The 25,290-nt window shown below is 73.4% G+C and carries 24 protein-coding genes and 2 tRNA genes; 13 read left to right on the top strand and 13 right to left on the bottom strand.

Features of this window, described 5'->3' with window-relative positions; all coding sequences use genetic code 11:
- Positions 1-58: 58 nt before the first annotated feature.
- The gene (locus tag ACMXGY_RS14035; RefSeq protein WP_483773599.1) at positions 59-529 is read left to right on the top strand and encodes a peptidoglycan-binding domain-containing protein; all 471 of its coding nucleotides are present in this window, start codon (positions 59-61) and stop codon (positions 527-529) included.
- Here ACMXGY_RS14035 and ACMXGY_RS14030 read toward each other — a convergent pair.
- Positions 507-1,451 (bottom strand): 3-methyladenine DNA glycosylase, encoded by a 945-nt coding sequence (locus tag ACMXGY_RS14030; protein ID WP_483773598.1) that lies wholly within the window; start codon positions 1,449-1,451, stop codon positions 507-509. The two genes, ACMXGY_RS14035 and ACMXGY_RS14030, sit on opposite strands and share 23 nt — an antisense overlap.
- A 172-nt stretch (positions 1,452-1,623) precedes the next feature.
- Here ACMXGY_RS14030 and ACMXGY_RS14025 point away from each other — a divergent pair, with 172 nt between their 5' ends.
- Together ACMXGY_RS14025 and ACMXGY_RS14020 are read left to right on the top strand one after the other, a co-directional pair.
- Complete coding sequence (locus ACMXGY_RS14025) at positions 1,624-2,667, top strand: DUF4190 domain-containing protein (RefSeq protein WP_483773597.1); 1,044 nt, start codon at positions 1,624-1,626, stop codon at positions 2,665-2,667.
- 40 nt (positions 2,668-2,707) lie between these two features.
- A complete protein-coding gene (locus ACMXGY_RS14020) occupies positions 2,708-3,637 on the top strand; it encodes a hypothetical protein (protein ID WP_483773596.1) in 930 nt (309 codons plus the stop codon).
- A 43-nt stretch (positions 3,638-3,680) separates the two neighbouring features.
- Here the strand turns inward: ACMXGY_RS14020 and ACMXGY_RS14015 are convergent, their stop codons facing one another.
- Genes ACMXGY_RS14015 through ACMXGY_RS14005 form a run of 3 tightly spaced genes read right to left on the bottom strand, consistent with a single transcriptional unit; the run spans position 3,681 to position 6,433 of the window.
- Positions 3,681-4,061, bottom strand: coding sequence for an MmcQ/YjbR family DNA-binding protein (locus ACMXGY_RS14015; RefSeq protein WP_483773595.1), 381 nt, complete (start codon positions 4,059-4,061; stop codon positions 3,681-3,683).
- A 59-nt stretch (positions 4,062-4,120) separates the two neighbouring features.
- Positions 4,121-5,137, bottom strand: coding sequence for an aldo/keto reductase (locus ACMXGY_RS14010; RefSeq protein ID WP_483773594.1), 1,017 nt, complete (start codon positions 5,135-5,137; stop codon positions 4,121-4,123).
- Between the two features lie 9 nt (positions 5,138-5,146).
- On the bottom strand, positions 5,147-6,433 hold the full coding sequence (locus tag ACMXGY_RS14005; RefSeq protein ID WP_483773593.1) for a heparan-alpha-glucosaminide N-acetyltransferase domain-containing protein: 1,287 nt from the start codon (positions 6,431-6,433) through the stop codon (positions 5,147-5,149).
- Positions 6,434-6,531: 98 nt separating this feature from the next.
- Here ACMXGY_RS14005 and ACMXGY_RS14000 point away from each other — a divergent pair, with 98 nt between their 5' ends.
- From ACMXGY_RS14000 to ACMXGY_RS13980, 5 genes are all read left to right on the top strand, one after another.
- Positions 6,532-7,419, top strand: coding sequence for a methyltransferase domain-containing protein (locus ACMXGY_RS14000; protein WP_483773592.1), 888 nt, complete (start codon positions 6,532-6,534; stop codon positions 7,417-7,419).
- Between the two features lie 28 nt (positions 7,420-7,447).
- Entirely contained in the window at positions 7,448-8,230 is a 783-nt protein-coding gene (locus tag ACMXGY_RS13995; protein ID WP_483773591.1) for a fumarylacetoacetate hydrolase family protein, read from the top strand.
- Between the two features lie 2 nt (positions 8,231-8,232).
- Positions 8,233-8,856, top strand: a complete 624-nt coding sequence (locus tag ACMXGY_RS13990; RefSeq protein ID WP_483773590.1) for a hypothetical protein — start codon at positions 8,233-8,235, stop codon at positions 8,854-8,856.
- Positions 8,857-9,292: 436 nt separating this feature from the next.
- Entirely contained in the window at positions 9,293-10,795 is a 1,503-nt protein-coding gene (gltX, locus tag ACMXGY_RS13985) for a glutamate--tRNA ligase (protein ID WP_483773589.1), read from the top strand.
- Positions 10,792-11,559, top strand: coding sequence for an HAD family hydrolase (locus tag ACMXGY_RS13980; RefSeq protein WP_483773588.1), 768 nt, complete (start codon positions 10,792-10,794; stop codon positions 11,557-11,559). The genes gltX and ACMXGY_RS13980 overlap by 4 nt, the downstream gene beginning before the upstream one ends.
- A 113-nt stretch (positions 11,560-11,672) precedes the next feature.
- Here ACMXGY_RS13980 and ACMXGY_RS13975 read toward each other — a convergent pair whose 3' ends face one another.
- On the bottom strand, positions 11,673-12,905 hold the full coding sequence (locus ACMXGY_RS13975; protein WP_483773587.1) for a YeiH family protein: 1,233 nt from the start codon (positions 12,903-12,905) through the stop codon (positions 11,673-11,675).
- A 70-nt stretch (positions 12,906-12,975) separates the two neighbouring features.
- Here ACMXGY_RS13975 and ACMXGY_RS13970 point away from each other — a divergent pair, with 70 nt between their 5' ends.
- Positions 12,976-13,899 (top strand): LysR family transcriptional regulator, encoded by a 924-nt coding sequence (locus ACMXGY_RS13970; RefSeq protein WP_483773586.1) that lies wholly within the window; start codon positions 12,976-12,978, stop codon positions 13,897-13,899.
- 18 nt (positions 13,900-13,917) lie between these two features.
- Here the strand turns inward: ACMXGY_RS13970 and ACMXGY_RS13965 are convergent, their stop codons facing one another.
- Positions 13,918-14,559, bottom strand: a complete 642-nt coding sequence (locus tag ACMXGY_RS13965) for a hypothetical protein (RefSeq protein WP_483773585.1) — start codon at positions 14,557-14,559, stop codon at positions 13,918-13,920.
- Positions 14,556-15,377 (bottom strand): class I SAM-dependent methyltransferase, encoded by an 822-nt coding sequence (locus ACMXGY_RS13960; RefSeq protein WP_483773584.1) that lies wholly within the window; start codon positions 15,375-15,377, stop codon positions 14,556-14,558. The genes ACMXGY_RS13965 and ACMXGY_RS13960 overlap by 4 nt, the downstream gene beginning before the upstream one ends.
- Positions 15,378-15,619: 242 nt before the next feature.
- Here ACMXGY_RS13960 and ACMXGY_RS13955 point away from each other — a divergent pair.
- Positions 15,620-15,691 (top strand) — tRNA-Gln (locus tag ACMXGY_RS13955).
- A 101-nt stretch (positions 15,692-15,792) separates the two neighbouring features.
- A tRNA-Glu gene (locus ACMXGY_RS13950) sits at positions 15,793-15,865 on the top strand.
- A 142-nt stretch (positions 15,866-16,007) separates the two neighbouring features.
- On the opposite strand, the gene ACMXGY_RS13945 is transcribed toward ACMXGY_RS13950, so the two are convergent.
- From ACMXGY_RS13945 to ACMXGY_RS13935, 3 genes are all read right to left on the bottom strand, one after another.
- Positions 16,008-16,997 (bottom strand): PH domain-containing protein, encoded by a 990-nt coding sequence (locus tag ACMXGY_RS13945; RefSeq protein WP_483773583.1) that lies wholly within the window; start codon positions 16,995-16,997, stop codon positions 16,008-16,010.
- A 2-nt stretch (positions 16,998-16,999) separates the two neighbouring features.
- A complete protein-coding gene (locus ACMXGY_RS13940) occupies positions 17,000-17,167 on the bottom strand; it encodes a hypothetical protein (RefSeq protein ID WP_483773582.1) in 168 nt (55 codons plus the stop codon).
- A 171-nt stretch (positions 17,168-17,338) separates the two neighbouring features.
- Positions 17,339-18,058, bottom strand: a complete 720-nt coding sequence (locus ACMXGY_RS13935) for an IclR family transcriptional regulator (protein WP_024840729.1) — start codon at positions 18,056-18,058, stop codon at positions 17,339-17,341.
- Between the two features lie 162 nt (positions 18,059-18,220).
- Between ACMXGY_RS13935 and leuC the strand changes: the two genes are divergently transcribed.
- Both leuC and leuD read left to right on the top strand, forming a co-directional pair.
- Positions 18,221-19,702 (top strand): 3-isopropylmalate dehydratase large subunit, encoded by a 1,482-nt coding sequence (leuC, locus tag ACMXGY_RS13930; protein WP_483776868.1) that lies wholly within the window; start codon positions 18,221-18,223, stop codon positions 19,700-19,702.
- A 64-nt stretch (positions 19,703-19,766) separates the two neighbouring features.
- Positions 19,767-20,405, top strand: coding sequence for a 3-isopropylmalate dehydratase small subunit (gene leuD, locus ACMXGY_RS13925; protein ID WP_483773581.1), 639 nt, complete (start codon positions 19,767-19,769; stop codon positions 20,403-20,405).
- 16 nt (positions 20,406-20,421) lie between these two features.
- On the opposite strand, the gene ACMXGY_RS13920 is transcribed toward leuD, so the two are convergent.
- From ACMXGY_RS13920 to ACMXGY_RS13910, 3 genes are all read right to left on the bottom strand, one after another.
- A complete protein-coding gene (locus ACMXGY_RS13920) occupies positions 20,422-21,318 on the bottom strand; it encodes an LLM class flavin-dependent oxidoreductase (RefSeq protein ID WP_483773580.1) in 897 nt (298 codons plus the stop codon).
- A gap of 170 nt (positions 21,319-21,488) precedes the next feature.
- Positions 21,489-22,472: a DUF808 domain-containing protein gene (locus ACMXGY_RS13915; protein ID WP_483773579.1), complete on the bottom strand. Its 984-nt coding sequence runs from the start codon at positions 22,470-22,472 to the stop codon at positions 21,489-21,491.
- A gap of 195 nt (positions 22,473-22,667) precedes the next feature.
- A complete protein-coding gene (locus ACMXGY_RS13910) occupies positions 22,668-25,217 on the bottom strand; it encodes a leucine--tRNA ligase (protein ID WP_483773578.1) in 2,550 nt (849 codons plus the stop codon).
- Positions 25,218-25,290: the final 73 nt, after the last annotated feature.

The following is a 25,290-nucleotide window of genomic DNA, read 5'->3' as shown; positions in this document are numbered from 1 at the left end:
GCGCGGGTGCTCCACGGCGGGCGACCCGCCGGGCCCGCGGCCACGGGAGGGAACGACGATGACCACCGTCCTCACGACACTGCCGCCGTGGCCGCGCGTGCGGCGCGGCGCGAACGGGCACCCGGTCCAGACGCTCCAGCACCTGCTGCGGCACCGCGGGCACGACCTCGTCGTCGACGGGGTGCTCGGTCCGCTCACCGAGCGCGCGGTGCGCGCGTTCCAGGACGCGGCCGACCTGGACGTCGACGGCGTCGTCGGGCCCGCGACGTGGTCCGCGCTCGTCGTGGTCGTCCGTCGCGGGAGCGTCGGCGAGGCCGTGCGCGCCGTGCAGCGCGAGGCCGTCGCCCGCGACCTCTCGGGGCGGCCCGACCCGGTGCTCGTCGTCGACGGGCAGTTCGGACCGAGGACCGAGGCATGGGTGCGCGGCTTCCAGGATGCGCTCCACGCGGGTTTCCCCGAGGTGCTGGTGGACGGTGTCGTCGGGCCCGTCACCTGGCGGTGCCTCGTCAGCGGGATGCTGTCGCACTAGGGGTCGCACCGACGAGCGCATCGCACACGGCGAGCAGGCGGTCGCGCAGGGAGGCGCCGCGCTCGGCAAAGCCGCGCTGCAGGCGCACGTACTCGGCCTTGCCCTCGGGCGTCTCGATCGCGACGGGTTCGAGCCCGTACGAGGAGACGTCGTAGGGCGACGCCTGCATGTCGACGACCCGCACGTCGCGCGCGAGCTCGAAGCTGTCGAGCAGCAGGTCGCCGGGGACCGCCGGTCCGAGCTTCGTCGACCACTTCAGAAGATCCATGTTCGCGTGCAGGCACCCTGGCTGCTCCGTCGCGGGCTGGGTCTCCCGCGAGGGCTGGAGCCGGTTGAGCGGTGCTGCCTCGGGCGTGAAGAACCGGAACGCGTCGAAGTGGGAGCACTGGACGGGGTGCGACTCGACGACCTGGTCGGTGCCCTCGTGGCCGAGGCGCAGGGGCAGCGGGTGGCGGTGGTCGCGCCCGGCCTCGCGGTCGCGGTAGACCATCGCCCACTCGTGGAGGCCGAAGCAGCCGAACCGTCCCGGGCGCGACGCCGTCGCCGCGAGCAGTCCCTGCAGGTGGCGTACCGCGCCGCCCCGGTCGGCGAGGAAGGCCTCGGTGTCGAGGGACAGCCCGTCACCCGTCTCGCGGTACCAGCGCCACGTGGCGCGCTCCGCGTACGGGGGAGCGAGCACGACGCCGGGCCCCGGGTGCCAGCGGCGCAGGTGGGCCGGACGGGTCGGGTAGTACGTGAAGAGGAAGTCCTCGATCGCGTGCTTCTCGCCGAGCGGCTTGCGTCGTCGCCAGCCCGCGGTGAACGCGTCCGCGCGCGCGGCGTGCGCGCCCTCTCGTGCGAGCCACTCGTCCGTGCCGAGCACGACCGGCCCGACGGCGGACGTCGGCCGCGCGGGGAACGTGGCGGAGGGGAGCGGGGGCACCGTTCCAGGGTACGAGAGGCACGCGACCGCGCCGACGAGACCGATCTCACCCTGGTGGACGGATTCCCCGATGTCGGCCCTTCCGGGAACAATGGTCGTGAACGTGCTGTGAAGACCCGGCACGGTCGAACCCCGAGCCACCCGAGTCGCGGCGCCGCCGCGGAGGAGCATCATGACGCAGCCGCCCACCGGCCCGCACGACCCGTACCAGTTCGACCCGTACCGCCCGGGCGGTACGGACCCGGCCAGGCAGGACGCGTACACCCCGCAAGGGGAGCCCCAGAGCGATCCCTCGACCCAGCCCTACGGCGCGCCGGCGCCGTCGTACGCCCCGGCGTACGGAGCCGAGCCGCAGCAGGGTTACGGCCAGCCGTACGCTGCCGACCCGCAGCAGGGTTACGGCCAGCCGTACGCTGCCGACCCGCAGCAGGGTTACGGCCAGCCGTACGCTGCCGACCCGCAGCAGGGTTACGGCCAGCCCTACGGCGCCGACCCGACCCAGCAGCCGCCGTACGGCGCTCCCTACGGCGGGTACCCCGCCTACGGCGCGCCCGGGCCGTCGTCGACGAACACGCTCGCGATCGTCGGGTTCGTCCTCGCGATCCTCGGATTCCTCGGGAGCTGGATCCCGGGCGTCAACTTCTTCTGCGCCGTGCTGGGCCTCGCCGGCCTCGTGCTCGGCATCGTCGGCCTGCTGCAGGTGAAGAAGGGCAAGACGGGCAAGGGCTTCTCGATCAGCGCGATCGTCCTGGGCGCGCTCGCGGTCGTCGTGACGGTCGTCATGTGGGTCGTGATCTTCGTCGCCGCGAACAACGCCAGCGACGAGTACGAGCAGTCGCTCGCCGAGATCGAGCAGGACGCGTCCGAGTGGGAGGAAGAGGCCGACCGCATGTCCGGCGAGGCGACGGACGACATCCTCGCCAACGACCTCGGCGTCGAGTTCGGCGCGTTCTCCGGCACGGTCGACGAGTACGACTGGGTCGAGTCGGCGCTGCCGGTCACGCTCACGAACACGTCCGACGAGCCCCTCACGTTCGACCTGGACATCGACGCGGTGGCGGCCGACGGCACCGTGATCGAGTCCGACTTCGCCTACACGGAGACCCTGGAGCCGGGCGCGTCCGAGACCGTCGAGGTCTTCGACTACATCGACGCGGCGAACCTCGAGGCGATGAAGACCGCGACGTTCGAGGTCACGCGCGCCAGCGCCTACTGAGGCCTGCCGCCTGCGACGACCGGACCGAGAGAGGCGACCGTTGAGCGCGAAGGACAGGACGAAGCGGAGCGGCAGGCGCTCGGCTGCCCCGGCCTGGGGGACCGCACCCGGCACCGAGGACGCCGGCGGAGGACCAGCCGAGCCGAGCGCAGGCGCGGCCGAGGGCGAGGCCGCCGCGTCGGGGACCGCGCAGGCGACGCCGACGCCGGCTCTCGCGCGCCGGCGCCGGCCCGGCTGGGCCACCGTGGTGGCAGTCGCGGGAGTCCTGCTGGTCGTCGCCGTCCTCGTCACGGAGGCGACGACGTCGCGCCGCGGCTGGACGCACGTCGGTGCCTTCTACCCGGTCGCCGCGCTCGTCGTGATTGCGGTCGGTGCCGTGCGATGGCGGCGTGGTGCGCGGGGGGTGAAGAGGGACACGCGCTCTCTCGTCGCGCTCGTCTCGGGCGCGGTCGTCCTCACCACGTGGATCACGGTCGACGTGCTCCCCGTGCCGGGTTCCTTGCACGGCAGCGTCACCACGTTGTACGGCTACCCCCTCGGCAGGATCTCCGACGAGTCCGTCGAGATCCGTGCGGTCGTCAGCGACCGGGTGTGGTTCGGCGAGTCGGTCCGGTACACGGACGGTCTCGTGCTCTCGGTGTCGGCACCGCAGGAGTACACGCCGACCGAGCACGCCTCGACGTCGGCGCACGACCACGCGGACCACGTCCGGTTCCGGGTGCGCCTGACGAACGGCACCGGCCACGACGTGGACCCGACGGAGCTCGACGTCCAGCCGGTGTCCGGCGGGCTCGTCGCGCGCAGGACCTACGACTACGCGCCCGACACACTGCTCGATCGCCCGGACACGGTCGCCTCGGGGACGAGCGCCGAGTGGGACCTCGTGTACAACGTGTACGACCGCCAAGACGTGACGGTCGCCGTCGCGCCCACGTGGGCGCGCTACGACCCGGCCGTGTTCTCCCGCTGACCTGCGGACCCGCCGCCCCAGGCCTCGACCTGGGGCGGCGCCGTCATTCCGTCCGTTCGAGGTAGTCCTTCGCGAGCCGCTTCGGCGCGCGGGCGAGCCACGCGTCCTGGAGAAGCTCCTCGAGCTCGGGCACGGGGACGCGATCGAGGCGCGCGAGCACGATCGCGTACCCGTGGAAGTGGCTCGTCGTGAGGAACGTGTCCGGGTCGTCGCCCACGAGTGCCGCCTTCTCACCCTCGTCCGCGACCCAAAAGGCGAGCGGGGCCTCCGACGGCGCGGCGTCACCGAGCTCGTCGCGGTCCTTGGTGCGCAGCGGGCGCTCCCACACGAAGACCTTCCCGTGCACGGTCCACTGCCGCGGACCCTTGAGATCCGTGTCCGGCAGCACCGCGACGACGCGCTCGACGTCCTCCCACGTGGCCATCGTTCAACGGTAGGCCTGACGCGCCCTGTCGACCAGGTGGCCGTCAGCCGTCGACTCGCTCAGAAGGGCGCGACCTTTGCGACGGGCGGGAAGATCTCGTCGAGCTCGGCGAGGTCCTCGGCCGTCGGCGCCCAGGCCACGGCGGCCGCGTTCTCGCGCACCTGCTCGGGCTTCGTCGCGCCCGCGATGACGCTCGACACCTGCGGCCGGGAGAGCAGCCAGCCGAACGCGACCTGCACCTCCGTGATCCCGCGCACCTGGCAGAACGCGCCCAGCCGCGCGAGCGCCTCCCACGGCGCGGTCTCGAGGAGGTGCGGCTTGGTGCGGACGAGGCGGCCGTCGTCGGGCCGGGCGCCGTGCGCGTACTTGCCCGTGAGGAGGCCGTTGGCGAGGGGGAAGTACGGCAGCACCCCGAGGCCGTAGGCAGCGACGGCGGGCAGCACCTCGCGCTCTGCGGCGCGCTCGACGAGGTTGTACTGGTTCTGGGCCGAGACGAACCGCGCCGTCCCTGCGGCGCGCGCCGTGAGCTCCGCCTCCGCAATCTGCCAGCCTGCGAAGTTCGAGTGCCCGAGGTAGAGGACCTTGCCCGCGCGCACGAGGTCGTCGAGCGCCGTGAGCGTCTCGTCGATCGGGGTCAGCGGGTCCGGCGTGTGGAGCTGGTAGAGGTCGATGCGGTCGGTGCCCAGACGCCGGAGCGAGTCCTCGACGGCACGCACGAGGTAGCGCCGCGACCCGCGTGCCCCGAAGTCCTCTCCGGCCGTCCCGCGCATCGACATGCCGAACTTCGTCGCGACCACGACGTCGTCGCGCCGCGACCCCAGCGCCTGGCCGAGCAGCTCCTCGCTCAGCCCCGGGCGCCCGCCGTACGTGTCGGCCGTGTCGAAGAACGTCACCCCGGCGTCGATCGCCGCGTCGACGACGGCGCGCGTCCCCTCGAGCGTCTCGGTCGCGGTCTGGGGGCGGCCGAAGTTGTTGCACCCCAGCCCGACGGCGGACACGGCGAGGCCGGAGCGGCCGAGCCGACGCAGGGCGAGGGCGTTGTCGGGCGTCGACGAGGGGGCAGAGGAAGTCGTCATGGGCCGACCCTACGACGGCACGTCTCCCGCGGGTGGGGCGGCGCCGTCGTCGCGAGCGGTGGGTCGTGCCACGTCCGGCGCCGTGCCGGGGGAGCCGTGCGGCGCCGTCGTGACGCTCGACGCACGTGCGGCGACGGACGCGAAGAGACGCTCGAGCGGGCCGCGCCCGAGAGCCCAGCGCCACGCCGTGGCGACGGCGAGCGTCGCGAGGACGAGGGCGAGGAGCGGGCCGTTCGTCGTCTGATCGAAGGCGTCGTCGCCCCACGACCACAGGACGACGATCTGCGCCGAGTACACCGACAGGGCCATCGCCCCGACGGCGGCGACCGGGGCGAGCACCCACCGGCCCACGCGGCCGACGAACAGGCAGAGCCCGAGGACGGCGACGGCGAACCCGCCGGATCCGACGACCTCGGGCAGCGTGTCCGTGTGCGGTCCGGCGAGCCAGAGGTAGGAGCTCGTCGGCCAGGGGTCGTCCCACGCGAGCGGGTCCGGTCGGAACGTGCTCGACCACGCCGCGGCCGCCTCCTCGACCGCCTGCGGCCCCCCGAGCGGGTCGACGACGGCGGACGAGACGCCGTACCCGATCACCGCGGCGAGCAGACCGCCGCCGACCAGCAACACCCGGAAGGGGGTCGAGGAGAGGTCCGAGCGCCCGATCGCGAGCCCGAGGAGCACGTACGCCATCCACACGATCGCGGGGTAGTGGCCGGAGACGACGAAGTCGGTGAAGGCGCCCGAGCCGTCCTCCGGCAGGCGCAGCCCGGCGCGCGCCAGCGCCTCGGTCCCCCAGTAGGCGAGGACCGGGCCCACGACCGCGACCCCCGCCGCGAGCACGACGAGGTCGCGCGGTCGCCAGCGCAGGAACGGGAGCGCGAGGACGAAGAAGGCGGCGTAGAAGCCGAGGATGAGCAGCACGCGCGTCCCGAGCAGGTCGAGCAGCCCGACCAGTCCCAGCAGCATGACCGCGCGGACGAGGATGCGCGTGCGCACCTGCAGCGCGGGCAGCCCGTCGACCGGCGTCCGACCGCCCGAGACGATCGCGAGCGACACGCCCGCCACGAGCGCGAAGAGGATCGACGACCGCCCGTGGGACAGCGACAGCCAGCCGGCGACCTCGCCGAAGTCGTCGGACGTGTACCCGACGTGGGCCGTGAACATGCCGAGGACGGCGACGCCGCGCGCGACGTCGACCCCCGCCACGCGGCCCCTCCCGCCCAGGAGGAGCGCGGCGTGACGCCGTGCGAAACCCGGGGAGGGACCCGGGGAGGTCGTCGTGCCGGCGGCGGCGGTCATGGGGGGATTGTCCGCCGCCTGGCCGTGATGCGCCGAGCGCACGCCCAGAGTGTGAGAACCGGGTCGAGAACGGTGCACGTCCGGCCTACGGTGCGGGTATGACGGAAACCCCTCACGGTGCCGACGTGGCCGCCGAACACCGCGACGCCCCCACCGGGGCGGGCAGCGACCCCTCGCACGAGTCCGAGTCCTACACGCACGGGCACCACGAGTCGGTGCTGCGCTCCCACCGGTGGCGCACGGCCGAGAACTCCGCGGGCTTCCTGCTGCCGCACCTGCGCGAGGGCATGAGCATCCTCGACGTGGGCTGCGGCCCGGCGACGGTCACCGTCGACCTCGCCGAGCGCGTCCGCACCGGGCGGGTCGTCGGCGTCGACGCGTCCGCCGCCGTGCTGGACAGCGCGCGCGAGCTCGCCGCCCAGCGCAAGACCGCGAACATCGCGTTCCAGCAGGCCAACGCCTACGAGCTCCCGTTCGCGGACGGCACGTTCGACGTCGTCTACGCCCACCAGCTCCTGCAGCACCTGTCCGACCCGATCGCGGCGCTGCGCGAGATGCGGCGCGTCGCGAAGCCCGGCGGGCTGATCGCCGTGCGCGACGCCGACTACGCCGCCATGACGTGGTACCCCGAGTCCCCGGGCCTCACGGAGTGGAACACGCTCTATCACGAGGTCACGCACGCGTACGGCTTCGAGGCCGACGCAGGCCGTCGTCTCTTCGCCTGGGTCCAGGAGGCCGGTTTCGACCCCGCCGGGATCGTCCCCACCGCGAGCACCTGGTGCTACGCGACCCCCGAGGACCGCACCTGGTGGGGCGGGCTGTGGGCCGAGCGCTGCGTCGCGTCGAACTTCGCCGTCCAGGCCCAGGAGTCGGCGCTCGCGGACGACGTCGCGCTCGAGCAGCTCGCGCAGGACTGGCTGCGCTGGGCCGAGGAGCCCGCGGGCTGGTTCGCCGTGCTCAACGGCGAGGTGCTCGCCCGGGCGTGACGCGACGTCGGGCACGTACCCTGAGCCCGTGCGCATCGCGAGATTCACCACCGGAGACGACCCCCGCTACGCCCTCGTCCAGCAGGAGGGGGACCGCACGTACCTCGCGGTCCTCACGGGCGACCCGCTGTACATGCCCGTCACGCCGACGGGCGAGCGGATCGAGCTGGGCGACGGCGTCCGGCTGCTCGCGCCGGTGATCCCGCGCTCCAAGATCGTCGCGGTCGGCCGCAACTACGCGGACCACGCGAAGGAGATGGGCAACGACGTCCCGTCGAGCCCCCTGCTCTTCCTCAAGCCGAACACCTCGGTCGTGGGTCCGGACGACCCGATCGTCCTGCCCGACTTCTCGCAGGAGGTCTCGTACGAGGCCGAGCTCGCCGTCGTCATCGGGCGCCTCGCGAAGGACGTGACGCCCGAGGCGGCGCCGGGCTACGTGCTCGGCTACACCGTCGCGAACGACGTCACCGCACGCGACGCGCAGCGCACCGACGGACAGTGGGCGCGCGCCAAGGGATTCGACTCCTCGTGCCCGCTCGGCCCGTGGATCGACACCGACCTCAACCCCGAGGACGTCGGCGTGCGCAGCCGCGTCAACGGCGAGGTCAAGCAGGACGGTCGCACGAGCGACATGATCTTCGACATCCCGTTCCTCGTGTCGTACATCTCCGAGGCGATGACCCTCCTGCCCGGCGACGTCATCCTCACCGGGACGCCCGCCGGCGTCGGCCTGGTCGACGCGGGCGACCGCGTCCAGTGCGAGGTCGAGGGGCTCGGCGTCCTGAGCAACCCGGTCGTCCGGCGGGCCTGACCGTGCGGCGCACGCCCGGTCGCGTCGCCGCGCGCGGGGCGGCCTGGGGCGCGGTCGTGCCGTGCGTCGTCGTCGCGGTGCTCACGGCCCTCGCGATCGTGGCCGGGGACGTCCCCGGCGGAGAGGCGATGTCCTACGCGATCGTCCTGGCGATCGTCAGCGTGCCCGCGTGCGCGCTCCTCGGTGCCGCGATCGGTGCGCTGGTCGGCCTCGCGCGTGCGCGGCGCGGGCGCTCGGCCGTGCAGTCGGCGGGTGACAGGCGGGTGACGGGGGCGCAGGACGGAGGCGCGGACGCCGGCGAGGTGCCCGCACCGACCGCGCTCACGGCCGACGACGTCCGCGCGATCCCCGGGGTCGCCTCGGTCGACGTCACGCGCGTCGAGCCGGGGCTCGAGGACCTGTACGTCCGGTTCGACGCCGACCCGGACGGAGAGCGCGACGTCACGGTGTGGCACAACGTCGGCGCCGGGAGCGCGCGCGTGCTGGTCGGTGCGGCAGCGATCGTCGTGGACGAGGCGGACCTCCGGCTGCTGCTCGTGTCGGTGTCCCAGAACCGCTACCGCGTGGAGCCGGGCGACCGCGTCGTCGTCTGGCAGGCGTCGGGCGACGAACGAGTCCTGGTCTGAGGCCGACATCCGGCAACGTCGGAGGCACCGACGACGGCGCCCCACGCGACTACCCCACACGGGCGGAGACGCGCGGCGTCCTGGCCGGGCTCGTCGACGCGACGATCTCGCGTGACCAGGCCAGCGACTGGGCGTGGGCATACCTCACCCTTGACTCCCAGGAGTACGACGAGTGCGTCCAGGATGCCCTCGACCGACTCGCGGGTGCGGATCCCCTGCCCCCGGGAATGACGGGGGACTACTCCGTCAGGGACTTCCGCGACTGGCTCGACGGCTTCGACCGGTGCACGCCGGAACGGCCAGATGGCTAGCCTGACGAGCCTCATGACCCGCGCCGGCAGCGCCGTCGTCCGGACTGAGACGACGACGGAGCGAAGCCGCCCGCCCGAGCGGGGCCGCCGTCGGGCGACGAGGCAGAGCAACTAGTCTGGGCACCGTGATCCCCGCACCTGGTTCCTCGCCCGTCCGCGTCCGCTTCTGCCCGTCCCCGACCGGGACGCCGCACGTCGGCCTCATCCGCACCGCGCTGTTCAACTGGGCGTACGCGCGGCACGTGGGCGGCACGTTCGTCTTCCGCATCGAGGACACCGACGCCGCGCGCGACAGCGAGGAGAGCTACCAGCAGCTTCTCGACGCGCTGCGCTGGCTCGGGCTGGACTGGGACGAGGGCGTCGAGGTGGGCGGCCCGCACGCGCCGTACCGGCAGTCGCAGCGCGCGGACCTGTACCAGGACGTCATCGCGCGGCTCGTCGAGGGCGGGTACGTGTACGAGTCGTTCTCGACCCCGGAGGAGTCCGACGCGCGCAACGCCGCCGCGGGTGTCAAGACCAAGGGGTACGACAACTTCGACCGCACCCTCACGGACGAGCAGAAGGCCGCGTTCCGCGCCGAGGGGCGCGAGCCCGTGCTGCGCCTGCGCATGCCCGACGAGGACATCACCTTCACCGACCTCGTGCGCGGCGAGATCACGTTCAAGGCGGGGTCCGTGCCGGACTACGCGCTCGTGCGCGCCAACGGGCAGCCGCTCTACACACTCGTCAACCCGGTCGACGACGCGCTCATGGGCATCACGCACGTACTGCGGGGCGAGGACCTGCTGTCCTCCACGCCGCGCCAGATCGCGCTGTACCGGGCGCTGCTCGAGATCGGCGTCGCGCAGGTCAGGCCGGAGTTCGGCCACCTGCCGTACGTCATGGGCGAGGGCAACAAGAAGCTCTCCAAGCGCGACCCCGAGTCGAACCTGTTCCTGCACCGCGAGCGCGGCTTCACGCCCGAGGGCCTGCTCAACTACCTCGCGCTGCTCGGCTGGTCCATCTCGCCGGACAACGACATCTTCTCCGTCACCGAGATGGTCGAGGCGTTCGACGTGCACGACGTGCTGCCCAACCCCGCGCGCTTCGACCTCAAGAAGGCCGAGGCGATCAACGCGACGCACGTGCGCCTGCTCGCGCCCGAGGACTTCCGCGACCGCCTCGTCCCGTACCTGCACGCGGGCGGCCTCGTCCCGGCGGACTCGTTCGCGGACCTGTCCCCGCGCAACCAGGAGATCCTCACGACCGCGGCGCCGCTCGTCCAGGAGCGCATGGTCCTGCTCGGCGAGTCGGTCGGGATGCTCGGGTTCCTCTTCACGGCCGACGACGCGCTGACCGTCGAGGAGGACGCGCGCGGCGCCCTGCGCGACGACGCGAAGGAGATCCTCGCGGCCGCGATCGCGGCGCTCGACGTCCTGCAGGACGGCGAGTTCGTCACCGCCGCGATCGAGGAGCGCCTGCGCGACGCGATCGTCGAGGGCATGGGCGTCAAGCCGCGCTTCGCCTTCACGCCGCTGCGCGTGGCGCTCACGGGCCGCCGCGTCTCACCGCCCCTGTTCGAGTCCATGGAGCTGCTCGGCAAGGGCTCGACGCTGGAGCGCCTGGTGCGCCTGCGGGACGCGCTGTGACGGGACCGGCCGTCGAGGGCGTCCTGTTCGACGTCGACGACACGCTCGTCGACACGCGCGCGGCTTTTGCCGAGGCGATCGCCGCGGCGTCGCGCGTGTGGTTGCCCCACCTGCCCGAGGAGCGCTACGACGAGGTCCTCGCGCTGTGGCGCGCCGACCCGAACGGCCACTACCGCGCCTACACGCGCGGCGAGGTCGACTTCGACGCCCAGCGCATGGCGCGGGCCAACGAGCTGCAGGCGACGTTCGGCGGCGAGCTGCTCGACGACGCCGCGTACGTGGACTGGAAGGACCTCTTCTGGGGCACGTTCGAGGCGTCGTGGACCGGTTTCGACGACGCACGGCCGGTCGTCGACGCGCTCGTCGCCGCGGGGGTCCGGGTCGGGTCGCTGTCGAACGCGCGCGTCGAGCTCCAGACGCGCAAGCTCGCCGCGGCGGGCCTCCCGGACGTCCCGCTCCTCGTCGGGGTGGACACCCTGGGGTTCGGCAAGCCCGATCCGCGCGTCTTCGCGGAGGCGTGCCGACGGCTCGGGACCGACCCGGCCCGCACGGCGTACGTCGGGGACGAGCTCGACGTCGACGCGCGAGCCGCGGTCGCGGCCGGTCTCGTCGGCGTGTGGCTCGACCGGCCCGGCACGCGCCGCGGCGGCCCGCACCCGGAGGACCCGACGTCGGCCCGCGCGTCCGGCGTCCACGTGGTCCACGGCCTGGCGGACCTGCCCGCGGCGCTCGGCGTCCCTGCCGCGACCCCTACGCCGAGGTAGAACCCTGGTCATGACCAGGGTTCTACCTCGCGTGACCACCGTTCTACCTCGCGCGACCAGGGTTCTCCCTCGCCGAGCCACCGGGCGAGCAGCTCGCGGGGCACGGTGGAGGGTCACGTGAGGAGCAGGACGCCGACGAGGGCCGTCGTCGTGACGAGGAGCGCCGACAGGCCGCCAAGGACCACGGCGCGTCGCCCGGTCCGCAGCAGGTAGGGGACGTCGACACCCAGCCCGAGCGCGAACATCGCGGCGACGAACGCCACCGTCGTCGCGGTCGCGAGCACGGCGAGCACGGGTGCCGGCACCACGCCGAGGCTGCGCAGGGCCACGGCCAGCACGAATCCGACGACGAACCAGGGCACGGGTGCGACGCGCGGTGCGGTCGCGCCCGCGGAACTCTGCGCCGCGCCAGCCCCGGCCACCTCACGCTCCGAGGCCGGTCCCTCCGCGCCCGGGACACGGACCATGCGGCGGGCGCCACGGGCGACGACGATCCCCGCCACCATGACGAGCGGGGCGAGCAGCGCGACCCGCGCGAGCTTGGCGACGGTCGCGGTCGCGAGCGCCGACCCCGAGACCGTCCCGGCGGCCGTGACGACCTGGGCGACCTCCTGCACGCTCGCCCCGATCCACAGCCCCGCGCGGTCGTCGCCGAGCCCCAGGAGCGAGGCGAGCCACGGGAGCAGGACGATCGCCAGCGTCCCGTACACCGTGACGAGCGCGAGGGACGCCGCGACGGCGTCGTCGTCCTCGCGGACCTGGCCCGGCGACCGGCCGGGACGCGACACGACCCCCTGCATCGCCGAGATCGCCGCCGCGCCGCACACGGAGAACCCGGTCGCGACGAGCAGCGCGGTCGCACGCGGCACGCGCAGCGCGCGTCCGAGAGCCAGGGTCCCCGCGAAGGTCAGGGCCAGGGTGACGGTCACGACCACGAGCCCGCGCCAGCCCAGTGCGAGCACCTCCGGCAGTGAGAGCTGGAACCCCAGCAGCACGACGCCGGTGCGCAGGACCGTGCGCGACGTCCAGGCGATCCCCGGTCGGGTCGCGGAGACCACCGGTCGGCCGCGCCGGGTCGCGCCGACGCGCGCCAGCGCGGGGGCCACCAGCGCACCGAGCACGAGCGCGACGACGAGCGGGGAGACCGTCGACAGGGCACGGGCGCCGAGAAGGACGGCGGCGCTCGCCACGATGACGAGGACGAGACCGGGAGCGAGCGCACGGCCACGGGCAGGCCATCCACGCCCACGTGCCCAGGAGCGCGGTGCGAGCACGCCGGGAGGCGGCGGGGAGGCGGCGTCCAGCACGGTGGTGCTGGACGCCGTCGGGTGCGAGTGGCGGGCCATGCTGTCGAGCCTGCACCTCGCCGTTCGTGCACGGAAGGACGAGGTGCTTCGCAAGCCATAGGCTGCGCCTATGCCCTCTCCGCCACGGGACCGCACCTCGCTGGGAGCGCTCGCCCTGCTCGTCGCGACCGACTCGCACGGCTCGATCAGTGCGGCGGCGCGCGCGCTCGGGGTCTCCCAGCCGACGGCGTCGGCGGGCCTGCGGGCGCTCGAGCGGCGCCTCGGGCTGGAGCTGCTCGAGCGCACGACGCGCGGTGCCCGCCTCACCGAGACGGGACGTGCGACGGCGGCGTGGGCGCGCGAGGTCATCGACGCCTCCGACCGTTTCGAGACGTCGGTCGTCTCGCTGCGCGAGGCTCCGACGGCACGGGTGCGCGTCGCGGCGAGCCTCACCGTCGCGGAGTACCTGGCGCCGCGCTGGCTGGCCCGGCTCGCGTTGACCGAGCCCGGGCCTGGGGGAGCGCCCGACGTCGAGCTCGTCGTGCGCAACTCGCGCGAGGTGACCGACCTCGTCCTCGACGGCGGCGTCGAGCTGGGGTTCGTCGAGAGCGCGACGCTGCGCCGTGGGCTGCGCAGCCGCACCGTCGCGCACGACCGGCTCGTCGTCGTCGTCGGCCCCGGCCACGCGTGGGCGCGCCGGAGTGCGCTGCGCGTCGACGAGCTGCTCGCGGGAGGGCTCGTCGTGCGCGAGCGCGGCTCCGGGACGCGCGAGACGCTCGAGCGCGGGCTGGCCGCGCTCGGTGAACGCCTGCCGGACCACCTGCCGTACCTCGGCTCGACGGCCGCGCTCAAGACCGCCGTGCAGCACGGTGGCGCCGTCGCGGTGCTCTCGAGCCTCGCCGTCGCCGACGACGTCGCGCGCGGGGCGCTCGTGCGCGTCGCCGTGCCGGGGCTCGAGCTCGAGCGCAGGCTGCGCATGGTCTGGAAGGACGGTACGGCGCTGTCGGCGCCCGCACGGCGCATCGCCGCCGCTGCCGCGGCCGCCTCCGGGTGACGCTGTGGGACGAGACGCTCAGCGGACGGTCGCGTCCCACCGCCAGCGCGTGAGGCGCTCACGCCCCTCGAGCGTCCCCCGCCCCGTCGCCCAGAGGAGGACGAGGTCGAGGTCGTCGCCCGGCAGCACGGAAACGTCCGGGAAGAGGCGGGCGAGCACGCGTGCTGCGAGACCGTCGGGAAACGATGCGTGCTCGCTCGTGAGCCCGAGGAGCACGTCGTGCCCGTGCACGAGGACCTCGACGGTGCCCATGGCGGCGAAGCCCTCTGGGTCCGAGAGGCCGTAGGGGTGGTACGCGCGGACGTGGTCCGGGCGGGTCTCCGCGAGCGAGGCGAGGAGCTCCGCGCCGCCCACGAGCGCCTCGGCGAGACCAGGCGTGCCGGACGCGCGGTCGACGTGCGCGATCTCGTCCTCGCCTCGCGGCCCGACGAGCGGGACGTAGGCGAGCCGGGGGAGCGCCGCGAGCTGCATCGCGTACGCCAGCAGGTCGTCGACGACGTGCTCCGCGGTGGTCCAGCACGACCACCGCACCGGGCCCGCCTGGACGTCGAAGGCGTCGGCCGGGTGGGCGACGAGCCGATCCACGAGCCAGCGGGCGGCGACGCGGACGTCGTCGCCCGAGACGCGCTCGCGGCCGGACGCCGGACCGACGGCGCTCACGGTGCCTCCGGCTGCGCGACCGGCCGCTCCGTGGGTGCCGCCGGGGCGGGGGGCGACGGCGAGGTCCCGAGGTCGGCTCGCCAGCACTCGGCGAGGTAGGGCAGCTCCACCTCGGAGCGTCCGGCGAGGCCGGGGTGGGTCCCGACGAGGTCGTCGATCTCAGCGAGCAACGCGTCCCGCTGCTCCGAGGGGAGCGTGAGGAGGTAGCTGCGTGACGCGGCAAGGGGTCTCAGCGACGCCGTCGTGACCAGGTCCGCCCAGGGCACGGTCCGGTGCTCAGGGGTCGTGAATCGGTCGTCGAGGACCGGCTCGCGGTAGCTGTGGTCGAGGGTGTCTCCGCGATGGATGATCTCGGTGAAGCGGCCGACCCAGTCCACCGAGCTGTCGCGGACGTTCCACACGATCCCGAGCCGGCCACCTGGCCGCAGGACCCGGGCGATCTCGGGCAGGGCAGCGGGGGAGAACCAGTGCCAGGCCTGGGCGACGAGCACGGCGTCGACGCTGGCGTCGGGGAGCGGCACGGACTCCGCGGTGCCGGGCAGCGCCTCCGCCTGGGGGACGGCCCGCGCGAGCTCGGCCCGCATCGCGTCCGCCGGCTCGACCGCGACGACCTCGAGGCCGCGCGCGACGAGCCGTTCCGTGAGCTTGCCGGTGCCCGCGGCGAGGTCGAGCACGCGCCGCGCCCCGGGCGGCAGCAGCCAGTCGACCGCCTCGTCGGGGTAGGAGGGCCGGGTCGAGGCGTACCGGGAGGCGCCGTGCTCGAACGAGGCGGCGCGGTCGGCGCGGGAACCAGGATCCGGGGCGTGTGCGGGAGCCATGGCGACGACGCTGCCAGACGAGACCCGGTCCGTCGAGCGGCCGTGCCGGACGGTGGTCATACCGGGATCGGGAGGTGACGGTCGAAGGGCGAGCCTGACCAGCGGGTGCGGGAGCGGCGCATTTGGTCTCGGTCCCGACGTCCGGTAATGTTCTCGCCCGGTGAGACCTCCACACGAGGGAGTCAGGGGACTGGTGAATTCCGGTCCGATAGACCCTCTCCATGACGGCGGTCCTACCCCCATGGGGTATGGTGTAATTGGCAGCACGAGTGATTCTGGTTCACTTAGTCTAGGTTCGAGTCCTGGTACCCCAGCGATGAGCTCCGGCTCTTGCAACGAGTGGTCAGAACCGCTCAGAGCATGAGGTAGAGTTCTCACCGGAGAAACGGCCCGGCAACGGTCCAGAGCTCCACAGGCCCCCATCGTCTAGCGGCCTAGGACGTCGCCCTCTCACGGCGGTAACACGGGTTCAAATCCCGTTGGGGGTACAGAGGAAGGCCCGGTCACCACACGGTGACCGGGCCTTTGTCGTCCCCGGCTCTCGTCGGATGCCGACGGGCGTCAGGCGCTCCGCAGCACGGTCTCGTGCTCTCCCTGCGTCGGTTCCGACGGCGACTCACCTCGCGGCCGTCAGGGAGCCTCGTCGCGTCCCGGGCCTGGCTCGTAGGGCTTGGGGACCGGGGTCACGATCGGACGGGGGTGGATCACCGGCACGTACGTCGCACGGTGCTCGCCCGAGACGGCCCAGCCGCGCTCGTCGTCCGGGTGCCCGGCGTCGTGTTGCCCGGCCTCGTGGCGCCCGCTCACCTCGATGGGCTGGGTCGACCCGCTCGACCTCCCGGCGGTGTGGTCGGCCCGTTCGGCCCGTTCGGCGCGGTCAGCGCGTCCGGGCACGACCACGACCTGCTCGTCGCCCCGCGCCGGCGCGGGCGGCACCGGCGGCACGGGTGCCACGTCGGACGGCGTGCGCCCGTCCCAGGCCGGGGCGGGCGGGACCGGCGAGGGCTCGGCGGGGCGCCGAGGCGCATCGGTCACCGGTGTGCCGGGGGTGACCGAGACGGGAGCTGGCTGGCTGCCGGCCGACGCCGGGGACGGGAAGCCGGGGCGTCCGGCGGCCCCACCCGGGCCGAAGAGCGTGTCGCAGAGCTTGCGGTACGTCGCGTCGGGGCGCGACACCCAGTCGATCTGGCGCAGCGCCTGGTCCTGGCCTGCCGACTCGAGCAGGAACTGGCCGTAGCCGAGGAACCGACCGAGCAGGGACCGCCCGTAGTTCATGTCGGTGACCTTGGTGAGCGGCATCATCGCGACCTTGTGCGTGATGAGCCCGTAGAGCAGGAGGAGCCGCTTGTCCGTGGCGACGAACCACTCGTTGCGCCACTCGAAGACCTTCCAGACCAGCCGCGCGGCGAGGACCAGCCAGAGCCACCACAGGACGAGGACGCCGTCGCCGACCGCGGGACCCGCCTGCACGACGAGCCAGCCGATGACGAGGGCGCCCGCGACGGTCGTCGCGACGGGCTCGACGAGCATCCCCCAGTGGTGCCGCGTCGCGATCACGACCCGTTCCCCGCTCAGCACGTAGCGCTGGAGGATCTTGCTCCGAGGGCCGCCGAGAGCCACGGTCAGTCCAGGAGCGAGCTGAAGAACTGTCCGATGGAGCGGAAGGCCCCGAGGATGACGTCCCAGATCCCTTCGAGGATGTCGGCGGCGCGCTCCGGGCTCGTGACGATCGCGTACAGGGCGAAGATCACCAGCGCCCAGATCAGGATCGCCTTCACCTTCGGATGCATCGGGACTCCTCGTGGGTCTGAGATCGGTCAGGACGAGCGCCCCCTGCGCACGCCAGGCCGCACGGGTCGTTCAGCACGCACAGCATGGCAGCAGACCGTGTCATTTTGACAGTGCCCGTCCCGTTTGCGGCCCGCGGCGCGCCGAGGACCGCCCGGACCGGACGGCGTCGATCACTCCCCGGCGCGGCGCAGGACCTCGGTGAGGCGGTTCGCGGCGGCGACGACCGAGCCGGAGTGCAGACGCCCGGGCTGGCGGCTCAGGCGCTCGACCGGGCCCGAGATCGAGACGGCGGCGACGACGCGTCCGGACGGCCCACGCACCGGCGCCGAGACGGAGGCGACCCCCAGCTCGCGCTCGGAGACGGACTGGGCCCAGCCGCGGCGTCGGACGCCGGAGAGGATGGTCGCCGTGAAGACGGCCTCGCGCAACCCGCGGTGCAGCCGGTCCGGCTCCTCCCAGGCGAGCAGGATCTGGGCGGCGGAGCCGGCGTTCATCGTGAGGGTCGCGCCGACCGGGATCGAGTCGCGCAGGCCGACGGGACGCTCGGCCGCGGCGACGCAGATGCGGTGGTCGCCCTGCCGGCGGTAGAGCTGCGCGCTCTCGCCGGTGTGGTCGCGCAGCGCCGTGAGCACGGGGTTCGCCGCGGCGAGCAGGCGGTCCTCGCCGGCCGCCGTCGCGAGCTCGTTGAGCCGCGGACCGAGGACGAAACGACCCTGCATGTCGCGCGCGACCATGCGGTGGTGCTCGAGCGCGACGGCGAGGCGGTGCGCCGTCGGGCGGGCGAGGCCCGTGGCCGTGACGAGCTGGGCCAGGGTGGCCGGTCCGGACTCCAGGGCGCCCAGGACGGAGGCCGCCTTGTCCAGCACGCCGACTCCGCTAGTATTGTCCATAGGTCGATATTGACGTCTCACGCACTGAGATGCAAGTCCGGCACGGATGTTCCACCCGCTGGACGTTCTCCCCGGCGGCACGCCGGAGGACGGACGATCGACCCAGACGGCCCGCCGTGCCCCCGCGGAGGCGCCGTGACAGACGACGAGGAGATGAGCAACATGGCCGGCACGCTGGCGGAGAAGGTCTGGGACGCGCACCTGGTGCGACGCGGCACCGACGGGTCGCCCGACCTCCTCTACATCGACCTCCACCTCGTGCACGAGGTCACCAGCCCGCAGGCGTTCGAGGGCCTGCGCCTCGCGGGTCGACAGGTCCGCCGCCCGGACCTCACCATCGCGACCGAGGACCACAACACCCCGACGCTCGACATCGACCTGCCGATCGCGGACCTCACGAGCCGTACGCAGATCGACACGCTGCGCAACAACGCCCGCGAGTTCGGCGTCCGCATCCACTCGCTCGGCGACGCCGACCAGGGCATCGTGCACCAGGTCGGCCCGCAGCTCGGCCTGACCATGCCCGGCCTCACGGTCGTGTGCGGCGACTCGCACACCTCAACGCACGGCGCGTTCGGCGCGCTCGCGTTCGGCATCGGCACGTCCGAGGTCGAGCACGTCCTCGCGACCCAGACCCTTCCGCTCGCGCCGTTCAAGACGATGGCGATCAACGTCGACGGCGAGCTGCCACCGGGCGCCACGAGCAAGGACATCATCCTCGCGATCATCGCCAAGATCGGCACCGGCGGCGGCCAGGGCTACGTCCTGGAGTACCGCGGCGAGGCCATCCGCAGCCTCTCCATGGAGGCGCGGATGACGATCTGCAACATGTCGATCGAGGCCGGTGCTCGTGCGGGCATGATCGCGCCCGACGACACGACGTTCGAGTACCTCAAGGGCCGCCCGCATGCGCCCGAGGGCGCCGACTGGGACGCCGCCGTCGAGTACTGGCGCACCCTGCGCTCCGACGACGACGCCGTGTTCGACACCGAGGTCACGCTCCGCGCGTCCGACCTCGAGCCCTTCGTCACGTGGGGCACCAACCCCGGCCAGGGCCTGCCGATCTCCGCGACCGTGCCCGTGCCCGAGCAGATCGCCGACGAGAACGAGCGCGTCGCCGCCGAGCGCGCCATCGAGTACATGGGCCTCACGCCCGGCCAGCCGCTGCGTGAGATCCCGGTCGACACGGTCTTCATCGGCTCGTGCACCAACGGCCGCATCGAGGACCTGCGCTCCGTCGCCAAGGTCGTCCAGGGCAAGCGCAAGGCCGACGACGTGCGCGTCCTCGTCGTCCCCGCGTCGGCGCGCGTGCGCCTGCAGGCCGAGGCCGAGGGTCTCGACAAGATCTTCCTCGACTTCGGTGCCGAGTGGCGCAACGCCGGCTGCTCCATGTGCCTCGGCATGAACCCCGACCAGCTCCAGCCCGGCGAGCGCGCCGCCTCGACCTCGAACCGCAACTTCGAGGGCCGCCAGGGCAAGGGTGGGCGCACGCACCTCGTGTCGCCGCTCGTCGCCGCCGCCACCGCGCTGCGCGGGACGCTCTCGTCGCTGAGCGACCTCGACCTGCCCGAGGGCACCGACATCACGTCCTTCGACGGCACCCCGCTCGCACCGCTCGACCCGCGCGTCCTCGTGCAGGTCTGAGCGACAGCACCGCGCCAGCGCACGCCCGCCCCGTCGCCCCCGAAGACTCGAAGAGGTTCCTGCCATGGAGAAGTTCACGACCCACACCGGCGTCGGCGTCCCGCTGCGCCGCAGCAACGTCGACACCGACCAGATCATCCCCGCCGTCTACCTCAAGCGCGTCACGCGCACCGGGTTCGAGGACGCGCTCTTCGCCGCCTGGCGTGGCGACCCGACGTTCGTCCTGAACCAGGACGCCTACCGTGCCGGCTCCGTGCTCGTCGCCGGCCCCGACTTCGGCACCGGCTCGTCGCGCGAGCACGCCGTGTGGGCGCTCAAGGACTACGGCTTCCGCGTCGTCCTCGCCTCGCGCTTCGCCGACATCTTCCGCGGCAACTCCGGCAAGCAGGGCCTCGTGGCCGGGATCGTCGCGCAGGAGGACATCGAGCTCCTCTGGAAGATCCTCGAGACCAACCCCGGCACCGAGGTGACCGTCGACCTCGTCGCGCGCACCGCGTCCGCGCAGGACGTCACCGTGCCGTTCCAGATCGACGACTACACGCGCTGGCGCCTCATGGAAGGGCTCGACGACATCGGCCTGACCCTCAAGCACGCCGACGAGATCTCCGCGTTCGAGGCGACGCGTGCGTCGTGGCGTCCGAAGACGCTGCCGGCGAAGACCCTGCCGAAGGTCGAGATCGAGGCGGCGCGCCCCGTCGGCTGACGGTCCACCGCCCTCGTCAGGGGCGGGGTGGGCCTTGGTGGATCGCGTCGAGCAGCGACTCGGGCGTGGCTGTGTCGGGGTTCCAGCGGGACTCGACCCACCAGGTGGCGCCCGCGTCGGCGAGGCCGGCGAGCTGGTCCTGCGCCGCGCGCCGGTCGGGCGGGAGCTCGCCCTGGACGACGATGTCGAACGGGCGCGACGCGTCGAGGCCGAGCTCGGCGCGGCGGGTGGTGAGCCAGGAGACGAGTGCGGAGACGTCGTCGGGCGTGGGGACGTCGAAGCCACGCTCGCCGCGGAGCTGGAGCACGATCCCGTCGGCGCGGAGCGTGCGGTCGAGGGACCGCAGGGGCGGACGCTGGGCGTCCCAGACGCCGACCGGCCAGACCGGCACGTGGTGACCGACGACCGGACGCTCGACCGGGCGGGGGAGGAACAGCATCTCGCCCGTCTCGACGTGGGTGCCGCTGAAGGTGAACGGCTCGCCGGACCACGCGCGGTCGAGGTAGGCGATCGCGTCGTCGAGCAGCGCGGCGCGCTCGCGCAGCTCCTGGGGCTGATCGGGGACCGCGGAGAATCCGCCGTCGTCGAGCACGCCCACCCCGACGGGCAGGACGAGGCGCCCGCCGGAGAGGTGGTCGACCGTCAGGGCCTGCCGCACGACCTCCCACGGCTTGCGGCGCGGCAGCGCGAACACCATCGCGCCGAGGGCGATGCGCTCGGTACGGACCGCTGCCGCGGCGAGGATCGCCCAGGGGTCGAAGGTGTCGACCGGCATCGACAGCAGGCTCAGCCCGTCCCACGAGAAGAAGCCGTCCCAGCCGGCGTCCTCGGCCTCGACCGCCATCTCCAGCACTTGCGTCGCCGAGCCGAAGCTCCCGACGACCCCGACCTTGATCCCCGCCGATGCACTCATGGGCCCGACGCTACGACCCGCCACCGACACCCGCTGAGTGCACGGAACAGTCGCGATCGGCGGCCCTTGTCGCGACTGTTTCATGCACTCAGCGGTCGGGTGGGATTTGGGTGACGTCGAGGCGGACGATGCGGCGGCGGGCGCCGCCCGTCACGGTGAGCTGCTGTCGGTCAGTCCTCGGTGGGCGCCTGCTCGGTGGCCGGCTGGTCGGGCGTCGCCTGCGGGGTGTGCTTGCGGCGGGGGATGAGGTGCAGGACGGCGACGACGATCCCGCCGACGACGATCCCGACGATCGCGGAGCCGAGGGTGTCGACGAGCCACGTGAGGAAGCCGCCGACGCCCGGCACGCCGTGGACGCCCTCCTCAAGGTGGTGCAGCAGGTCGTACGGGGCGTGCCAGCCCAGGTCGTAGGCGCCCTGGAGCAGGATGTGACCGCCGACCCAGAGCATCGCGATGATGCCGACGAACGAGATGACGGCCATGACCTTGGGCATCGCGCCGACGAGCCCGCGCCCGAACGACTGGACCCACGGCGTCTCGCGCCGGGCCAGGTGCAGGCCGATGTCGTCCATCTTCACGATGAGCGCCACGATCCCGTACACGACCGCGGTGATGAGCAACGCGACGATGACGAGGATGATGAGTCGCGACCAGAAGCCCTCGGAGGCGACCTCGTTGAGCGCGATGACCATGATCTCGGCGCTCAGGATGAAGTCGGTGCGGACCGCGCTCGACACGACGCTGTCCTCGTCGACGGCCTTTTTCTCCGCCTTGTCCTCGACCTCGGCGTGGTGCTTGCCGGACACCAGCTCCCACACCTTCTCCGCACCCTCGAACGCGAGGTACGTCCCGCCCAGCATGAGCAGCGGTGTGAGCAGGAAAGGCAGGAACTCGCTGAGCAGGAGGATGGCCGGGAGGATGAAGAGCAGCTTGTTCCGCAGCGACCCCACGGCGATGCGCTTGATGACCGGGAGCTCGCGCTTCGCAGCGAGGCCCTCGACGTAGCGCGGCGTGACGGCGGTGTCGTCGATGACGACGCCCGTCGCCTTCGCGCTGGCGCGGCCCGCGGCCGCGCCCACGTCGTCGATCGACGCGGCCGCGAGCTTCGCGAACGCAGCGATGTCGTCCAGGAGGGCAGCCAGTCCGAAGGCCATGAGGTGCTCCAAGCGGCCCGTGTCGCCGCGCACGGGCCGGCATGTCGTGTCGACGCGGCTGCAGCATCGTAGCGACTGCGGGCCGCGCGGCGTCCGACTCGCCCACGCACCGGGCCCCGCCGAGCAGGGCGTCGGCGACCGGATCTCGGCGGAACCGGTCGCCAACCCCGTGGTCGAGGGCCGCGTACCCCGTGCTCAAGCAGTCCCGGTGCGGGTCACCACGTTCACGACGTGGGGCGGGCTCACGACGACGCGCACCACCTCGCGGCCCGCGGTCGCCCGGGCGACGCCTGCCGTGGCGAGCGCCAGGTCCTGCAGCGCGCGCTCGTCGACGTCGGCGGGTACCCGCACTCGGTCCCGTACCCTGCCGTCGACCTGTACCGCCGTCTCGACCTCGTCCTCGACGAGGAGCGCCGGGTCGAGGACGGGCCAGCCGGCCTCTGCGACCGAGGCCGTGCGCCCGAGGCGGTGCCAGGCCTCCTCGGCCGTGTGCGGGGCGAAGAGGCTCAGCAGCACGACGGCGATCTCGGCAGCCTCGCGCACCGCCGCGTCGTGCGGCGCGGCGTCCTCGCCCGACCCCGGTCCGGCGTCAGCGGTGCGACGCGCGGCCGTCACGAGCTCCATGACGCGCGAGACGACGACGTTGAACCGGCTGCGGTCGAGCAGGTCCTGGGCTTCGTGCACCGTCCGGTGCGCGACCCGGCGCAGGGCGGTCGCGCGCGTCCCGGGTCGGGCCGTGGTGTCGGCTCGCGCGGCGGCGCCGAGAGCCGCCCCGGCGTCCTCGGGTGCCGCGGCAGCCACGCCATGCCCCGGCCCGACGGCGTCCGCGAGCCGCAGCACGCGCGTGCAGAAGCGCTGCATCGCGCCCGGGTCCACGTCCGCCCAGTCCACGTCGTCCTCCGGCGGTCCCGCGAACACCATCGCGAGGCGCACCGCGTCGGCGCCGTGCCGGTCGAGCTGCTCGCCCAGGTCGACGCCGTTGCCCAGCGACTTGCTCATGGCCCGACCGCCGTTCAGCACCTGGCCCTGGTTGAGCAGCGTCGAGAACGGCTCGACGACGTCCACCCAGCCCTCGTCGTGCAGGAACTTCGTGACGAACCGGCTGTAGAGCAGGTGCAGGATCGCGTGCTCGACGCCGCCCACGTACTGCGCCGCGGGCATCCACCGGCGCGCGTCCTCGGGGCGGAACGGGGCGTCGTCGGGCGGCCCGTCGTCGCCCAGCGAGCAGTACCGCAGGAAGTACCAGGACGAGTCCACGAACGTGTCGAGCGTGTCCGGGTCGCGCTCCGCGGCCGCGCCGCAGCGCGGGCACGGCACGCGCCGCCACGCGTCGGCGGCGGGGGACGCGAGCGGCGAGCGGCCGCGGGGGAGCAGGTCGTTCCCGGCCAGGTCGGGCAGCCGCACGGGCAGCTCGTCGTCGGGGACGGGCACGACGCCGCAGGCGGGGCAGTGCACCACGGGCACCGGGGCGCCCCAGTAGCGCTGGCGCGAGACCAGCCAGTCGCGCAGCCGGTACGACGTCGCACGCTCGCCCGTGCCGTCGGTCTCCAGGCGGGCGATCGCCTCGTCCACTTCGGCCCAGGTCTCGTCACTGCCGGTCGGCAGGCCGTGGGCGGTGGCGAACCGGGCGTCGCGTTCGTCGTGCGCGGGCACGCCCATGACGGCGCCCGTCCCGTAGCCGGGGAGCACGTGGTCCGCCGCCCAGACGGGCAGCCGTGCGCCGGTGAACGGGTGCCGGACCCACGCGCCGAGGAACGTCCCGGCGCTCGGGCGCTGGGCGTTCGTCCGCTCGATCTCCCCGGAGGCCAGAGCGGCCTCGCGGTGCCGTGCGAGCGCGGCCGCGTGCTCCGGTGCACACAGCGCGGCGGCTAGCGGGCCGTCGGGCGCGACGGCGACGAACGTCGCGCCGGGCAGCGTGTCGGGGCGCGTCGTGAAGACCTCGACGTGCGACGGGCGGCCACCGGCCACCGGCGAGGCGTCGTGCTCGACCGCGGCGCCGCCGTCGGGCACGACCGTGAAGCGCACGCGCGCACCCGTGCTGCGCCCGACCCAGTTCCGCTGCATCGTCAGCACGCGCGCCGGCCAGGCGCCTTCGAGCGCGTCCATGTCGTCGAGCAGACGGTCGGCGTACGCGGTGACGCGCACGAACCACTGCGTGAGCTCGCGCTGCACGACGACCGCCCCGCACCGCTCGCACCGCCCGTCCACGACCTGCTCGTTCGCGAGCACGGTCCGGTCCGCCGGACACCAGTTCACCGGGGCGGTCGCGCGGTACGCCAGGTCGCGCTCCAGCAGCCGGAGGAAGAGCCACTGCGTCCAGCGGGAGTACTCGGGCCGGTGCGTCTCCAGGCGTCGGGACCAGTCGAACGACACCCCGTACCGGCGCGCCGTCGAGGCCTGCGTCGCGATGTTGGTCTCGGTGAACACGGCGGGGTTCTCGCCGCGGCGGATCGCCGCGTTCTCGGCGGGCAGGCCGAACGAGTCCCAGCCGATCGGGTTGAGCACGTCGTAGCCGCGCAGCCGCCAGTACCGCGCGACGACGTCCTCCAGCGCGAAGACCTCCGCGTGACCCATGTGGAGGTCGCCCGACGGGTACGGGAACATCGTCAGCAGGTAGCGGCGCGGGCGCGCTCCGTCGTCGCGCGCGCGGAACGTCCCGCGCTCGGCCCAGTACCGCTGCCAGCGGTCCTCGATCTGACGGGTCGACGGGGGAGTGGCGGGGTGGGGTGGGGGTGCGGCGTCCACGGTGAGGCTCCTCGAGAAGGTGGGCTTCGTCGTCGGGCACTCGCCGCGCGCTCGATGGTCCCGTGGGACGCGC

Source organism: Cellulosimicrobium sp. G4 BAM 1002 (genome assembly GCF_057126935.1).
Note: the sequence above shows the minus strand (reverse complement) of the source record. Positions and strands in the feature narration are given on the sequence as shown.